Origin of the sequence: Streptomyces soli, from assembly GCF_003999195.1 — a bacterium.
In the GTDB taxonomy this organism is placed as follows: domain Bacteria; phylum Actinomycetota; class Actinomycetes; order Streptomycetales; family Streptomycetaceae; genus Actinacidiphila; species Actinacidiphila soli.
On record NZ_RJVR01000077.1, the window covers coordinates 1 to 15,073 of the forward strand.

General features: G+C 68.4%; 16 protein-coding genes. 7 read left to right on the forward strand and 9 right to left on the reverse strand.

The window, feature by feature from the left end:
* The 7 genes from EFK10_RS47050 to trxA form a co-directional block, all read left to right on the forward strand.
* A partial coding sequence (locus EFK10_RS47050; RefSeq protein WP_240677021.1) for a DUF6049 family protein occupies positions 1-800 on the forward strand: 800 nt, incomplete at its 5' end.
* Between the two features lie 105 nt (positions 801-905).
* Positions 906-2,921: a murein biosynthesis integral membrane protein MurJ gene (gene murJ / locus EFK10_RS06045; protein WP_127354722.1), complete on the forward strand. Its 2,016-nt coding sequence runs from the start codon at positions 906-908 to the stop codon at positions 2,919-2,921.
* A gap of 117 nt (positions 2,922-3,038) precedes the next feature.
* On the forward strand, positions 3,039-4,823 hold the full coding sequence (locus EFK10_RS06050) for a protein kinase family protein (protein WP_127354723.1): 1,785 nt from the start codon (positions 3,039-3,041) through the stop codon (positions 4,821-4,823).
* A 208-nt stretch (positions 4,824-5,031) separates the two neighbouring features.
* Complete coding sequence (gene sigM, locus EFK10_RS06055; protein WP_127354724.1) at positions 5,032-5,727, forward strand: RNA polymerase sigma factor SigM; 696 nt, start codon at positions 5,032-5,034, stop codon at positions 5,725-5,727.
* On the forward strand, positions 5,724-6,596 hold the full coding sequence (locus tag EFK10_RS06060) for an anti-sigma factor (protein ID WP_127354725.1): 873 nt from the start codon (positions 5,724-5,726) through the stop codon (positions 6,594-6,596). The genes sigM and EFK10_RS06060 overlap by 4 nt, the downstream gene beginning before the upstream one ends.
* Positions 6,597-6,703: 107 nt before the next feature.
* Complete coding sequence (trxB, locus tag EFK10_RS06065) at positions 6,704-7,699, forward strand: thioredoxin-disulfide reductase (protein ID WP_127354726.1); 996 nt, start codon at positions 6,704-6,706, stop codon at positions 7,697-7,699.
* A 38-nt stretch (positions 7,700-7,737) separates the two neighbouring features.
* Complete coding sequence (gene trxA / locus EFK10_RS06070) at positions 7,738-8,067, forward strand: thioredoxin (protein ID WP_127354727.1); 330 nt, start codon at positions 7,738-7,740, stop codon at positions 8,065-8,067.
* Positions 8,068-8,127: 60 nt separating this feature from the next.
* Here trxA and EFK10_RS06075 read toward each other — a convergent pair whose 3' ends face one another.
* The 9 genes from EFK10_RS06075 to rpmH all read right to left on the reverse strand — a co-directional run bounded on the left by EFK10_RS06075 (position 8,128) and on the right by rpmH (position 14,718).
* Positions 8,128-8,745, reverse strand: a complete 618-nt coding sequence (locus EFK10_RS06075; RefSeq protein WP_127354728.1) for a GNAT family N-acetyltransferase — start codon at positions 8,743-8,745, stop codon at positions 8,128-8,130.
* A gap of 291 nt (positions 8,746-9,036) precedes the next feature.
* A complete protein-coding gene (locus tag EFK10_RS06080; protein ID WP_127354729.1) occupies positions 9,037-10,158 on the reverse strand; it encodes a ParB/RepB/Spo0J family partition protein in 1,122 nt (373 codons plus the stop codon).
* Positions 10,155-11,231 carry a ParA family protein gene (locus EFK10_RS06085; RefSeq protein ID WP_127354730.1) on the reverse strand — a complete coding sequence of 359 codons (1,077 nt, stop codon included), beginning with the start codon at positions 11,229-11,231 and terminating at the stop codon, positions 10,155-10,157. The genes EFK10_RS06080 and EFK10_RS06085 overlap by 4 nt, the downstream gene beginning before the upstream one ends.
* 241 nt (positions 11,232-11,472) lie before the next feature.
* Positions 11,473-12,186, reverse strand: coding sequence for a 16S rRNA (guanine(527)-N(7))-methyltransferase RsmG (gene rsmG, locus EFK10_RS06090; RefSeq protein ID WP_127354731.1), 714 nt, complete (start codon positions 12,184-12,186; stop codon positions 11,473-11,475).
* A 119-nt stretch (positions 12,187-12,305) separates the two neighbouring features.
* Complete coding sequence (locus EFK10_RS06095) at positions 12,306-12,800, reverse strand: Jag family protein (protein WP_127354732.1); 495 nt, start codon at positions 12,798-12,800, stop codon at positions 12,306-12,308.
* 12 nt (positions 12,801-12,812) lie between these two features.
* The gene (gene yidC / locus EFK10_RS06100) at positions 12,813-13,871 is read right to left on the reverse strand and encodes a membrane protein insertase YidC (protein ID WP_127354733.1); all 1,059 of its coding nucleotides are present in this window, start codon (positions 13,869-13,871) and stop codon (positions 12,813-12,815) included.
* 2 nt (positions 13,872-13,873) lie between these two features.
* Positions 13,874-14,191: a membrane protein insertion efficiency factor YidD gene (gene yidD / locus EFK10_RS06105; RefSeq protein WP_127354734.1), complete on the reverse strand. Its 318-nt coding sequence runs from the start codon at positions 14,189-14,191 to the stop codon at positions 13,874-13,876.
* Positions 14,188-14,562: a ribonuclease P protein component gene (rnpA, locus tag EFK10_RS06110; RefSeq protein WP_127354735.1), complete on the reverse strand. Its 375-nt coding sequence runs from the start codon at positions 14,560-14,562 to the stop codon at positions 14,188-14,190. The genes yidD and rnpA overlap by 4 nt, the downstream gene beginning before the upstream one ends.
* A gap of 18 nt (positions 14,563-14,580) precedes the next feature.
* Positions 14,581-14,718 carry a 50S ribosomal protein L34 gene (gene rpmH, locus EFK10_RS06115; RefSeq protein WP_030354375.1) on the reverse strand — a complete coding sequence of 46 codons (138 nt, stop codon included), beginning with the start codon at positions 14,716-14,718 and terminating at the stop codon, positions 14,581-14,583.
* Between the last annotated feature and the right edge of the window lie 355 nt (positions 14,719-15,073).

Genomic DNA, 15,073 nt, shown 5'->3' on the forward strand with positions numbered 1-15,073 from the left:
CCCCCGACCCGGGCGCCAGCCGCACCGTTCCGAGCCGCTCCGCCTATCCCGCGAGCCTGCGCAAGCAGGAACTGAGCACCGATGCCTTCCGCACCATCCAGTCCACCCAGAGCCGCCTCAACGGCTTCGTGGTCATCCTCAGCCGCAAGGACCGGGTCAGCGTCCCCTTCGGGACCGCCCTGCTGCGCTCCATGTCCACCCAGTGGCGCGGTGACGCGAAGGGCTCCAAGAAGTTCCGTGACGCCATCGGCGACTATCTCTCGGAGCTCACGGGGCTCGTCCACATCCTCGGCAAGGGCGGCGAGCTCACCCTCTCCGGACGCAGCGCGACCATCCCGGTCACCGTCAAGAACGAGCTCGGCCAGACCGTGACCGGCCTCGAACTGCGTCTCACCTCCGGCCAGGACAACAACCTCGACATCGGTACCCCCCAGGCGGTCACCGTCGAGGGCGGCCACACCCGTTCCCTGAAGTTCAACGCCAACGCCAAGCGCAACGGCCAGACCACGGTCATCGCCCAGCTGTACACCCAGGACGGCACCCCCTACGGCAAGCGCATGACCTTCCAGGTGAATGTCACGTCCATCACCTCCACGGTCATGCTCGTCATCGCCGGCGGCCTCCTGCTCCTCGTCCTCGCGGGTGTTCGCATGTACCGCCAGCGCAAGCGCACGGCCGCCGCTGATGCCGCCGAAAGCGGCGACGACGGTGAGGACGGTGGTCCGGAATCCGAGGAGCCGCGCGACCCGGCACCCGAGAACGGCAGTCCGCTCACCAGCAATCCCGCGCGCATTCAATAAGGTGGGCGAGTGGTACCGCAGTCCCCCGGGGGTGACCCCTCGGGACCCCCAGCCGAAAGACAGGTCCGCCGGGCATCCCGGAGCGACATGGCGAGGAGAGCGTGAGTGAACGCGCCGTACGACGGTGACCGCAGCCGGGCAGCGGGGGACGCCTTCCCGCAGCAGCCCGAGCAGCGACCCGCCGCGCCCGACCCGTACCTGCAGGACACCTACGCCCGCGATCCGTACCAGCGGCAGGACCCCACCACCCAGGACCCGGTCGGCGAGGCGCTCTACGACCGCGCTGCGCACCCGCCCTACCCGCCGTACGAGCAGCCGCAGCAGCCGCAGTACGTCGGCGTCGACGAGCTGATCTCCCACGCCGCGTACGACGACCAGGCCGAGCCCGATCCGTACGAGCACCTCTTCCGCGACCAGCCGCAGCCGCCGGCCCCACCGGAGCCCCAGCAGGAACCGGGACCGGCCGCCGCGCCCAAGGCCGGCGGCCGGGCCGGAAGCATCCTGAAGTCGAGCGCGGTGATGGCAGCGGGCACGTTGGTGTCCCGGCTCACCGGTTTCGTCCGCAATCTCGTGGTCACCGCCGCGATCGGTGCGGCCACTCTCGCCGACGGCTACACCGTCGCCATCACCCTCCCGACGATGATCTACATCCTGGTCGGCGGCGGCGCCATCAACGCAGTCTTCGTCCCGCAGCTCGTACGTTCCATGAAGAACGACGAGGACGGCGGCCTCGCGTACGCGAACCGGCTGCTCACCCTGGTGATCTGCGGCATGGCCGCGGTCGTCGGCCTCATGGTGGTCGGTGCGCCGCTGCTGGTCCGCATGATGGCCAGCAAGTTCGCACAGGACCCGGCGCAGTTCGACGTCGCGGTCACCCTGACCCGCTACTGCCTGCCCACGATCTTCTTCATGGGCCTGCACGTGGTCATGGGTCAGATTCTCAACGCCCGCGGACGCTTCGGCGCGATGATGTGGACCCCGGTCCTCAACAACATCGTCATCATCTTCTCCTTCGCCTCGTTCATCTGGGTCTTCGGCACCTACCGCACGACCCACATGAACGCCACGACGATCACCCCCGAGGGTGTCCGGCTGCTCGGTATCGGCACCCTTCTCGGCCTCGTCGTCCAATCCCTGGCGATGCTCCCCTACCTCCGGGACGCCGGCTTCAGGTTCCGGCCGCGCTTCGACTGGCGCGGCCACGGACTCGGTCACGCCGCCAAGCTCGCCAAGTGGACGTTCCTGTTCGTGCTGGCCAACCAGCTCGGCCTGATCGTCGTCACCCAGCTCGCGACCTGGGCGGGCAGCACCGCTTCCGCCCAGGGCCACGACGGGACGGGAATCGCGGCCTATCAGAACGCCCTGCTGATCTGGCAGATGCCGCAGGCCATCATCACGGTCTCGGTGATGACCGCGGTGCTGCCGCGGATCTCCCGCGCCGCCGCGGACGGTGATGCCGCCGCCGTACGTGACGACATCTCCTACGGCCTGCGCACCTCGGCCGTGGCCATCGTCCCGGCCTCCTTCGCCTTCCTCGCCATCGGCATCCCGCTGTGCGAGCTCATGTTCCCCGGCGCGGGCCACGCGGCCGCCCAGAACATGGGCTTCATCCTGATGGCCTTCGGCCTCGGCCTGATCCCCTACTCCGTGCAGTACGTCGTCCTCCGTGGCTTCTACGCGTACGAGGACACCCGCACCCCCTTCTACAACACCGTCATCGTCGCCGCGGTGAACGCCACCGCCTCCGCGATCTGCTTCGTGGTGCTCCCAGCCCGCTGGGCCGTGGTCGGCATGGGCGCCTCGTACGGGCTGGCGTACGTGATCGGTGTGGGCGTCGCCGTCAAGCGGCTGCGCAAGCGGCTCGGTGGGGACCTCGACGGCAAGCGCGTCGTACGGACCTACACCCGGCTCGTCGGCGCGACCCTCCCGGCCGCCCTGGTGGCCGCAGTCGTCGGCTACGGCGTGACTCGAACCCTCGGAAACGGGGTAGCCGCTGCTCTACTCGCGGTAGTCGCCGGCGGACTCGCGCTGATCGGCGTCTTCTTCGTGGCAGCCAAGCGAATGCGAATCGAGGAGATGACAGCCATGGTCGGTATGGTTCGCGGTCGGCTGGGCCGCTGACAGTCCGAGCGCAACCATCGCGGCTCGCCGCGTGTCGTGCATAGCGGCGGACTGTTGGCACAATTGTCCTTGGCTGTGTTGTCAGATCTTGCAACGGATGGGGAGGCGGGAACGACGGTGGCGGAACGGAGCACGGCTGCCGTCGGAGTGGCCAATGAGAGCGGCGACACCCAGCCGCTCTCCGCCCAAGCGGACAGTGCCACTGCCGACGATGCGACGGACCGGGGCGAGAAGAACGACGCGCCGCAGCAGAACATCCCCGAGGAGACAGCGGAACTGCCCGAGTCCAAACCTGAGAAGAGCGCGCAGAGCACAGAGCCGCCGGAGCTCCACAGCGGCCACAAGCTCGCCGGGCGCTACCGCCTGGAGGAGTGCCTCACCCGTGTCGACGGCTTCAGCAGCTGGAGAGCGGTCGACGAGAAGCTGCGTCGCGCCGTCGGGATCCACATCCTGCCCGCCGACCACAGCCGGGCCCGGCCGGTGCTCGCCGCCGCACGCTCGGCAGCGCTGCTCGGTGACCCACGCTTCGTCCAGGTCCTCGACGCCGTCGAGGAGAACGACCTTGTCTACGTCATTCATGAATGGCTGCCCGACGCCACCGACCTGACCGCGATCCTTGCCGCGGGCCCACAGGAGGCGCACGACTGCTACCAGATGGCCAGTCAGGTCGCCCAGGCGATGGCCGCCGCCCACCGCGAGGGGCTGGCGCACCTGCGGCTCAGCCCGGACTGCGTACTGCGGACCGAGTCCGGCCAGTACCGCATCCGTGGTCTGGCCGTCGCGGCGGCACTGCACGGCGTGAGCTCCGAGCGTCCGCAGCGCGAGGACACCGAGGCCATCGGTGCCCTGCTGTACGCGTCGCTGACCCAGCGCTGGCCATACCCCGAGGACCAGTACGGGCTCACCGGTCTCCCCAAGGACATCGGCCTCGTCGCCCCCGACCAGGTGCGTGCGCGGGTGCACCGCGGCCTGTCCGAGGTCGCGATGCGTGCCCTGGTCAACGACGGCGCGACCGCCTCCCGTGAACTCCAGCCCTGCGCCACCCCGGAGGAGCTCGCCAAGGCGATCGCCGCCCTCCCGAAGATCCGGCCCCCGGAGGCTTCTCGCCCCCCGGGATCCCCCTACCAGCGCACCACCTACCAACAGGGCGCCTACCGCCAACCCCCCGCCCGCCAAATCCCCCCCGGCGCCCCACCCACCGCCCCCCTGGCCGCCGGCCCACCCCCCGCCCTCCCCGGCGGCCGCACCGGCAAAGCCCTCAAGTGGGCTGTCTCCAGCCTCCTCATCGCCGCCCTCGGCCTGGGCAGCTGGCAGCTCGCGGACACACTGATGAACCGCCAGAACGATACGAACGGCGGCACGCCCAGCGCGTCCGAGAGCACCGGAAGCACCAGCGGCACCGACGGGTCGGGCGGCTCCGGCAAGACGAAACTGAAGACGCTCCCCATCCAGGAAGCGGCCGAGTACTACCCCTTTGGGGGACCTCAGCACACGGCCGATGTCGGCAAGACATACGACGGCGCCACCTCCACCTACTGGAGGACGTATTCCTTCAAAGAGGGGCCGAAACTCGCGCCCTACAAGGACGGCGTGGGGATCGTCTACGACCTCGGCTCGAAGCAGAAGGTCAGCACCGCGTCGATAGACTTCGAATACGGCGGCGACCACACCACCGTCGAGCTGTACGCCGCTGATTCGCTGTCGTCCACGGCACCGCTGTCGGGTCTGTCGAAACTGGCGACGACCAGTACGAGCGGCAAGACCGCCACGCTCTCCGCAAAGGGTTCGGTCTCCACCCGGTACGTCGTGGTCTGGCTGACCGCGCTCCCGTACTCCCCAGCCGACCAATACAGCGGCGCAGGGTACAAACAGGCCATCACCAACGTGGTCTTCAAGGGCTGAGCCAGGCCAACGCAATCGGTGGTCCTCCGACAGAGTCGGAGGACCACCGATTGCGTATTGCGGCTCACTGTTCATGTCTCAGCTCGATGAATCATCATGTGCGTCGTCTGATCAAGAACACGCATCGCCTCAACGCTCGCCGTGTACAGAGGCACAACGGCAAGCTTCAATGAGACAAGACACTCCGAGTGGGGGATGTGTGAGTGAAATGAGCGAGCAGGGAGCGCTGTCCGACAGCGATCTCCTCGCCCGTCATGTCGCGGGGGACCCGGATGCCTTCGGTGAGCTCGTACGCCGTCACCGGGACCGGCTGTGGGCGGTGGCGCTGCGGACGCTGGGGGACCGGGAGGAGGCCGCGGATGCCGTGCAGGACGCGCTGGTGTCGGCCTTCCGGGCCGCGCATACCTTCAGGGGGCAGTCGGCGGTGACGACGTGGCTGCATCGAATAACCGTCAACGCGTGCCTGGACCGCGCCCGTAGGGCCGCCTCCCGCCGGACCTCCTCGGTGACCGACGAGAAGCAGTTCGAGGAACTCCTCGAGCCTCATGAGTCCGCCGAGGCTCCGGCGGAGCGGGGCGAACTGCACCGCGAACTGCTGGACGCCCTCTCCACTCTGCCGCCCGAGCAGCGGGCCGCGCTGGTCCTGGTCGACATGCAGGGCTATCCGGTCGCCGAGGCGGCCGCCGTCCTGGACGTGCCTGCCGGCACCGTGAAGAGCAGATGCGCGCGCGGCCGCGCCAGACTCCTGCCTCTCCTCACTCATCTGCGCGCCGACACCGGGGGTAGCGGCGATGCGGGTGGGGGAAGGAACCGGACGGATAGAACTTCCGTCCCAGAGACGGAAACCGGACCGGCAATCGGGCCGGAGCGCGGCATTACGAAGGGCGGAGGTGGAAACCAGTGACTTCCACGACCGGCAGGACCGGCACCGGCACCGAGGAGCACCCCGAGGTCGCTGAGATCTCCGCCCTCGCCGAGGGCATCCTCCCACCCCAGCGTTCCACCGACGTACGGGGGCACCTCGAAGCCTGCGTCCTGTGCGCCGATGTGCGGGCCTCACTGGACGAAATCCGCGACCTTCTGGGTACCCTTCCCGGGCCGCCGCGGATGCCCGCCGACGTCGCCGGTCGGATCGACGCGGCGCTCGCCGCAGAGGCACTGCTGGACGCTTCACCGACTCCTGTTTCACGTGAAACAGGAGCGGGCGATGTTTCACGTGAAACAACGACCGCTGCCGACCGTCCGAGCGGCCGTTCCCCAGCACCCAGCGGCCCGGGCAGGCCGCGCGGCCGTCGCCGTCGCTGGGTCAAGGGAGCACTCGTCACCGCCTCGGCGGCCGCGGTTCTCAGCCTCGGCGGGCTACTCGCCCACTCCCTCACCGCCGGCTCCGGGGCTTCCACCAGCAGCAGCGACTCAGCCGTCAGCGACTCCGCGGGCGCGTCCAAGCAGCAGAGCCTGGAGGCCCATGTGCACCAGCTCCTGGCCGCCGCCGGAGCCTCCGCGCACGTCGAGGGCGGCGCCGGCACGGGCAACGGCCCGATGGTGAAGAGCTCCGGAAGCCTTCCTGCGTGCGTGACGGAGGGCATCGGCCGCTCCGGGACCCCGCTCGCATTCGACCGCGGCACCTATCAGGGCGCCGACTCCTACCTCGTCGTCTTCCCCAGCGCCGGCGACGCGGCCAAGGTCGACGCCTACCTGGTCGACGCCTCGTGCGTCACGGCCACGCCGGGCAAGCCGGGTACGGTCCTGAGTAAGGACACGTACGCGCGATAGCGGCGGCGGGGTGACGGGAATGCCTGGCCCGTAGGATCCGTTAGGCGGGATGGACACAGTCCCCCCGCCAGGGTCCAGAGAAGTCGGCAGAGACGAGGAAGAAACCCGTGACGACCGTCCGTAACGTCATCATCATCGGATCCGGGCCTGCGGGCTACACGGCCGCGCTCTACACCGCACGCGCGTCGCTGAAGCCGCTCGTCTTCGAAGGCGCTGTCACGGCCGGCGGCGCGCTGATGAACACCACCGACGTCGAGAACTTCCCTGGATTTCGCGAGGGCATCATGGGCCCCGACCTGATGGACAACATGCGCGCCCAGGCCGAGCGCTTCGGCGCCGAGCTGATCCCGGACGACGTGGTCGAGGTCGACCTGACGGGCGACATCAAGACCGTCACCGACTCGGCGGGCACGGTGCACCAGGCGAAGACGGTCATCGTCACGACCGGTTCCCAGCACCGCAAGCTGGGTCTGCCGCGCGAGGACGAGCTGTCCGGCCGTGGCGTGTCCTGGTGTGCGACCTGTGACGGCTTCTTCTTCAAGGAGCACAACATCGCGGTCATCGGCGGCGGCGACACCGCGCTGGAGGAGGCGACCTTCCTCTCCCGCTTCGCCACGTCCGTGACCGTCGTGCACCGCCGCGACACGCTGCGCGCCTCGAAGGCGATGCAGGAGCGCGCCTTCGCCGACCCGAAGATCAGTTTCGTCTGGGACAGCGAGGTCGCCGAGATCCACGGCGAGAACAAGCTCTCCGGCCTGACGCTGCGCAACACCAAGACCGGCGAGACCTCCGAGCTGCCCGTCACCGGACTGTTCATCGCCATCGGCCACGACCCGCGCACCGACCTCTTCAAGGGCGTCCTGGACCTGGACCACGACGGCTACCTCAAGGTCGAGACGCCCAGCACCCGTACCAACATCCCCGGTGTCTTCGCCGCGGGCGACGTGGTGGACCACACCTACCGCCAGGCGATCACAGCGGCCGGCACCGGCTGCTCCGCCGCCCTGGACGCCGAACGCTACCTGGCCGCCCTGGGCGACGCCGACGCCGACGCCGACGCCGAGCAGACCCTCGAGCCCGAGAAGGCCGCTGCCGCGGTCTGACGCCCCCAACAAGAACCAAGAACACCGAGGAGAACGCAGTGGCCGGCAACACCAAGATCGTGACTGACGCGACCTTCAACGACGAGGTACTGAACAGCGACAAGCCCGTCCTCGTCGACTTCTGGGCCGAGTGGTGCGGCCCATGCCGCCAGATCGCTCCGTCGCTGGAGGCCATCGCCGCCGAGCACGCCGATCAGATCACCATCGTCAAGCTGAACATCGACGAGAACCCGGTCACCGCCGCCAAGTACGGCGTGATGTCCATCCCGACCCTCAACGTCTACAAGGGCGGCGAGGTCGTGAAGACCATCGTCGGTGCCAAGCCGAAGGCCGCCATCGAGCGCGACCTGTCGGACTTCATCGGCTGACGTTTCACGTGAAACGGGCCCGCTCCTTCCGGAGCGGGCCCGTTCGCGTTCTCGGGGCCGTCAGAGGGGCCGCAGCACCGGCTCCTTCTGAACCGCACCCAACAGCCGGTCGAGGGCCAACTCGACGTCCTCCTTCCAGGAGATCGTCGTACGCAACTCCAGCCGCAGCCGGGGGAAGCGGGGATGCGGGCGGACCGTCTTGAAGCCCACCGCCAGCAGGTGGTCGGCAGGCAGTACGCACCCGGGCTCCTCCCACCGTGCGTCGCCGAATGCCTCAACCGCCTTGACGCCCCGCCGGACCAGATCCTTGGCCACTGTCTGCACCAGCACCCGCCCCAGCCCCTGACCCTGGTAACCCGGCATGATCCGGGCCGTCATGAGCTGGACGGCGTCAGGGGAGACCGGGCTCGTGGGGAAGGCCAGGGAACGCGGCACATACGCCGGAGGCGCGTAGATGACGAAGCCCGCCGGGACGTCGTCGACATACACGACCCGCCCGCACGATCCCCACTCCAGAAGCACAGCGGAGATCCAGGCCTCCTTCTCCAGCTCCGGCTTTCCCGTCTGGACTGCCGCCTCGCCGCTTACCGGGTCGAGCTCCCAGAAGACACACGAGTGGCAGCGCTTGGGGAGGTCCGGGAGGTTGTCCAGCGTGAGCGGAACGATCCGACGCCCCATGTGGTCAGACCCTCGTTTCTGTCGTGGACCCAACTGCCGACGAAGCCGCCCACGGCCCCTAGGCCAAGCCCCGCCGCCACCAGTGCCGCCGTCTGCCACTCGTGCTCCACCCTGCTGTGCCGCACGGACTGCATGGGCTCGCCTCCCCGGAGGTGCTGCTCCATCTTCTACGCATCGTATCCGCGACAGGACAAGTCCGACACCGGCGGCATGCAAAGAGCACAGCAAAGAGATCACAACAAGGAGCGGGCCGGACCTCAGGTCCGGCCCGCCCAACCGCACAAGGGCGACTCACACGTTGTCTTCGTCCGGCCCGTCCGTCAGCGTGCGCTCCAGCACCTTGCCCTCGCCGGGCGCGATCGTGCCGAGGATGCGCTCCAGATCTTCTATCGACGCGAACTCCACGACGATCTTTCCGCGCTTCTGGCCCAGGTCGACCTTCACCCGGGTGTCGAAGCGGTCGGACAGCCGCAGCGCGAGATCGGTCAGTGCCGGCGCCACCCGCCGACCGGCCCGCGGGCCGGCGGTCTTCTTGACGGCCTTCGGCTCGGCGTTCATCAGGTGGACGATCTCCTCGACCGCACGCACCGACAGCCCCTCGGCCACGATCCGGCTGGCGAGCCGGTCCTGGTCCTCGACTTCGTCCAGGGCCAGCAGCGAGCGCGCGTGGCCCGCCGAGAGCACTCCGGCGGCCACCCGCCGCTGCACAGGCCCGGAAAGCTTGAGCAGGCGCAGGGTGTTGGAGACCTGGGAGCGGGAGCGGCCGATGCGGTCGGCGAGCTGCTCATGGGTGCAGGAGAAGTCCTGCAGCAACTGGTCGTACGCGGCTGCCTCTTCCAGCGGGTTCAGCTGGGCGCGGTGCAGGTTCTCCAGGAGGGCGTCCAGGAGCAACTTCTCGTCGTCGGTGGCCCGGACGATCGCGGGGATCTTCTCCAAGCCGGCCTCACGACAGGCCCGCCACCGGCGCTCGCCCATAATGAGCTCAAAGCGGTCGGCTCCGGTCTGGCGCACCACGACCGGCTGGAGCAGACCGACCTCCTGGATGGAGGTGACGAGTTCGGCGAGCGCGTCCTCGTCGAAGACCTCGCGCGGCTGGCGCGGGTTCGGTGTGATGGAGTCCAGCGGCAGCTCGGCGAAGTACGCACCGGCGACCTCCGCCGGAGCCTGCTCAGTCGCGGTCTCCGTCTCGCGCACCACCTGCATCGTGGCCACCGGCGCCTCGGTGTGCCCGTTACGCTCCGCCAGCCCGGCCACCTTGGCCGCGGCGACTCCTCGCTCGGCGGTGAGGACCGGCGCCGCGGACGGTGATGCGGCTGCGGCCACTGCCGCCGCGGCAGACTTGTCCGCCCCCGACGGTGCGGCCGGAATCAGCGCGCCGAGACCGCGGCCTAGTCCTCTGCGTCGCTCACTCACTGGATCCCCTCCGACATGCTGTGCTTGTTCTTGCTGTGCTCATTATTGAACTGTTTGAACTCGGAACTGCCCGGGATGCCGCGCAGCGCCATCTCCCGCGCCGCCTCGAGATAGGACAACGCTCCACTGGATCCCGGATCGTAGGTCAGCACGGTCTGGCCGTAGCTGGGCGCCTCCGAGATACGGACCGAGCGCGGGATGCTGGTGCGCAGCACCTCCTCGGCGAAGTGGGTGCGCACCTCGTCCGCCACCTGGGACGCCAGCCGGGTCCGGCCGTCGTACATGGTGAGCAGGATGGTGGAGACGTGAAGCTTGGGGTTCAGGTGGGCACGGACCAGTTCGACGTTCCTCAGGAGCTGCCCGAGGCCCTCCAGGGCGTAGTACTCGCACTGGATCGGGATGAGCACCTCGGCGCCCGCCACGAGGGCGTTGACCGTCAGCAGGCCGAGTGAGGGCGGGCAGTCGATGAGGATGTAGTCCAGCGGCTGCTCGTAGGCCTGGAGGGCGCGCTCCAGGCGGCTCTCCCGGGCCACCAGCGACACCAGCTCGATCTCGGCGCCGGCCAGGTCGATGGTCGCGGGTGCACAGAACAACCCCTCGACATCGGGGACCGGCTGGACGACCTCGGAGAGCGGCTTGCTCTCCACCAAGACGTCATAGATGGACGGAACCTCGGAGTGGTGGTCGATCCCCAGGGCGGTGGAGGCGTTGCCCTGGGGGTCCAGGTCCACGACAAGCACGCGGGCCCCGTGCAGGGCCAGCGAAGCTGCCATATTGACCGTGGTCGTGGTCTTGCCGACCCCGCCCTTCTGGTTGGCGACGACGATCACTCTGGTCTCGGCGGGCCGTGGGAGCCCTTCGCCGGCCCGGCCCAGTGCCTCGACCGCCAACTGGGCGGCACGGCCGATGGGGGTGTCGTCCATCGGGGGCGGTGTTTCACGTGAAACATCCTCCCCATACGACTCGGTGCGGGGACCGGGGACCGGATCGGCCATCGGTCCCGCGATGTTGGCGTCGGACCGCAAGGATTCACTCTCCTCGACTACAAGCTCGCAATGAACAGAGCCTGCCATGCTTTCGGGGTTGTGAACCAGTGAGGCCCGATCTCCTGTGGATGAATCCACCGGTTGAGTCGACTCAGCGGCCCTGTACGGACGCGATTCGGCCGCTGCACGGGCTCGGCTGAGGATTCCTGGAAGCAGAGAGCGACGTTTCACGTGAAACACGATGCGCAGCACGCGCCGGGTTTCCTACGCGACACTCCGAAATATGTCGTTTTGACCGTTTGTATGGAGCCAAGCAGCCCCAGCCGGATCAGCGATTGTGACGCCGGGCCTGAGCCGCCTTGGCCCGCCGGGTCGCCGCCCGCACCCCACCGGGACTCTCCCCGGCCAACACCCGCACCACCGTCGCGAGCGGATCCACGATCCCCTCGCCGACCTGGACCACCGAGGTCTCCACCGCACCGAGCCGGCTCAGGGCGGCACGGGCCGCCTTCAGTTCCTCCTCGGCGGTGTCCCCCTTGAGGACGGACATCTCCCCGTGCGGACGCAGCAGCGGCAGCCCCCAGCCCGCGAGCCGGTCCAGCGGTGCAACAGCCCGCGCGGTGACCACATCCACCGCCGGAAGCTTGCCCACCATCTCCTCGGCCCGGCCGCGCACCACCGTCACCTTGGTCAGACCCAGCAGCCGCACCACCTCCTCCAGGAAGGTGGTGCGTCGCAGCAGCGGCTCAAGAAGCGTGATCGAGAGGTCGGGACGGGTCAGCGCCAGCGGAATCCCCGGCAGCCCGGCACCCGAGCCCACGTCGCACACCGAGACGCCCTGCGGGATCACCTCGGACAGCACCGCGCAGTTCAGCAGATGGCGCTCCCACAGCCGCGGTACCTCCCGTGGACCGATCAGCCCTCGCCGTACGCCGGCGTCGGCAAGCAGCTCCGCATAGCGCACCGCGTCCGCGTAGCGCTCCCCGAAGACCTCCCGGGCCGCCTCCGGCGCCGGGGGGAGCTCCACTGCCTCCTCCGTCACGAGGACCGTCCTTCCGTCGTCTCAACTACCAGGCTGACAAGATTCGGCCCCGCCTGCGAGGCAGACGGGGCCGATGGATCACGTACCGGATGGCGTACCGGAGCACAGATCGGTCCGGATCAGACCGGGAGGACAACCACCCGGCGCTGGGGCTCCTCGCCCTCGGACTCGCTGCGCAGACCCGCTGCCGCGACCGCGTCGTGCACCACCTTGCGCTCGAACGGGGTCATCGGGTCCAGCTTCACCGGCTCACCGGTGCCCTTGGCCTCTTCCGCCGCCTTCGCGCCCAGCTCCGCGAGTTCGGCCCGCTTGCGGGCCCGGAAGCCGGCGATGTCCAGCATCAGACGACTGCGGTCGCCGGTCTCCCGGTGCACCGCGAGCCGGGTCAGCTCCTGCAGCGCCTCGAGCACCTCGCCGTCCCGCCCGACCAGCTTGTTCAGCTCGCGGCCGGTGCCCTCTCCGATGATCGAGACAGAAGCCCGCTCGCCCTCGACATCCATGTCGATGTCACCGTCGAGGTCGGCGATGTCCAGCAGACCCTCGAGGTAGTCGGCTGCGATCTCGCCCTCCTGCTCCAGGCGGGTCAGCGCGTCGGTGGTGTTGCCGTCCGTCACGGATGGACTCCTCTACTTCTTCTTCGACAGGTTCGGCTTTGGCTGCGCCTTGGGCTTGGACTGGGCGTCCGACGGTGGCGTGCCCGGCTTCTTGCCCGCACCACCACTCGGCTGCGCCTGCGTGCCGGTGCCCGTCGTCTGGCGCTGGGACTTGGTCTGTCGCTTGGGCTGCGTACGCTTCACCGGCGCGGCGTCGGCCGTGGCGCCGCCCTCACCGGTCTTGGCGGCGGCCTTCGAGTCGTCCTTCAGCTTGCCCGCCGCACGCAGCCGGTCCTGGCGCTGCTTGAACGCGAGGCTGCCCGGGGTCGGATTCCGGCGGATCACGAACATCTGCTGGCCCATGGTCCACACGTTGGTGGTCAGCCAGTAGATGAGGACACCGACCGGGAAGTTGATGCCGAAGACGGCGAACATGACCGGGAAGACGTACATCAGCATCTTCTGCTGCTGCATGAACGGCGTCTTGACCGTCATGTCGACGTTCTTCGTCATGAGCTGGCGCTGCGTGTAGAACTGCGAACCAGACATCAGGATGATCATGATGATTGTGACGACACGCACGTCGGTGACCGTGGCGCCCAGCTTCGTGAGGGTGCTGGCGCTGTCGGTGAACTTCGCCGCCAGCGGGGCGCCGAAGATGTGCGCGTGCTGCGCGCTGGTCACCATGTTCTGCTTGATGACACCGACTTCTTGGCCCTTGGCGATGTAGCTGAGCACGTGGTACAGCGAGAAAAAGAACGGCGACTGCGCCAGAATCGGCAGGCACGAGGAGAGCGGGTTGGTGCCCGTCTCCTTGTACAGCTTCATCATCTCTTCGGACTGACGCTGCTTGTCGTTCTTGTAGCGCTCCTGGATCGCCTTCATCTTCGGCTGGAGCGCCTGCATGTTCCGGGTCGACTTGATCTGCTTCACAAAGAGCGGGATCAGACAGATCCGGATCAGGATCACCAGCGAGATGATCGAAAGACCCCACGCCCAGCCGCTGTCCTTGTCGAAGACGAGGCTGTACAGCGAGTGGAACTGGACGATGATCCAGGAAACAGCGTCGTAGAGGGGGTTGAAGATCCCCACGGTCAGGCTCCTTGGGCGTTAGGGGTCTCGACGGGCTCGGGAGTGACGGACCCGCCTCCGCGGCCCCGCAAGTGGCGCCGCAACCGATCGTGCCACGGCGGCCGTTTGCGCGGCGGAACATGGTCCACCCCGCCCAGCGACCAGGGGTTGCATCGCAGGATCCGCCATGCGGTCAGGGCGGTGCCCTTGACCGCACCGTGCCGGTCGATGGCCGTGAACCCATAGTGGGAGCACGAGGGGTAGTACTTGCAGACCGGACCGAGCAGCGGGCTGATCGTCCACTGATAGATCTTGATCAACGCCAGCAGCGGGTACTTCATCGCGCCACCCCCAGGAGCCGTTGCAACGCGGCGTCCAGGTCTCGGCCCAGCTCTTCGTGGTCTGCGTCGCCCGCGGCGGGCAGCGCTCGTACGACTACCAGGCTACCGGGGGGCAGCAGACTCAGACGCTCGCGGACCAGGTGACGAAGTCGGCGCTTGACCACATTGCGCGTGACCGCGTTGCCCACGGCCTTGCTCACGACGAAACCCGCACGCGCCGGGGGAGCACTTCCCCCCGCCGCGTGCGGGTCCGTGTGGTCACTGTCCGTACGCAGATGGACGACCAGCAACGGGCGTCCGGCCCTGCGTCCCCGGCGTACCGCGGTCGCGAAGTCCTGGCGCCGCCTCAGCCGATTCCCGGTGGGCAGCACGACATAAGACCTGTGCGATCAGGCGGACAGACGGGCGCGGCCCTTGCCACGACGGGTCGCCAGAATCGCGCGGCCGGCGCGCGTACGCATACGCAGCCGGAAGCCGTGGGTCTTGGCGCGACGACGGTTGTTCGGCTGGAAGGTGCGCTTGCTCACTCGGGGGCTCCAGAGGAAATCGTGTGTTGGCGGGGCGTCGCCTGGCTGTCACCGTGCGCCCACGAGAAACTCGCGGAACATTCGGGTGCACCGCTTCACGGTCACCTGGAAAAACTCTCCGGGTGACCCTCGCCCATCGGTAGGCAGGCGGCAGCAGCCATCGACAACTCGACCTCGTTACGGTACGCGCGGCCGGGTCATCAGGTCAAACCGGCAACCAGCCGTCCCCGGGGCGCGTCCATCCGGACGTGCTTTTGCACACCCTGTGGACAACGACTTGAACCACGCACGTCGCCCTGACTACCGTGGCTCAACCCGGTTACCCCCACCAACCCATCCCCGCATCCTTCCCGTC

Coding starts and splice junctions, on each gene's coding strand:
- yidD (WP_127354734.1), bottom strand. CDS start 14,191: ATGAAGTACCCGCTGCTGGCGTTGATCAAGATCTATCAGTGGACGATC.
- EFK10_RS06085 (WP_127354730.1), bottom strand. CDS start 11,231: ATGGCAGGCTCTGTTCATTGCGAGCTTGTAGTCGAGGAGAGTGAATCC.
- EFK10_RS06075 (WP_127354728.1), bottom strand. CDS start 8,745: ATGGGGCGTCGGATCGTTCCGCTCACGCTGGACAACCTCCCGGACCTC.
- sigM (WP_127354724.1), top strand. CDS start 5,032: ATGAGCGAGCAGGGAGCGCTGTCCGACAGCGATCTCCTCGCCCGTCAT.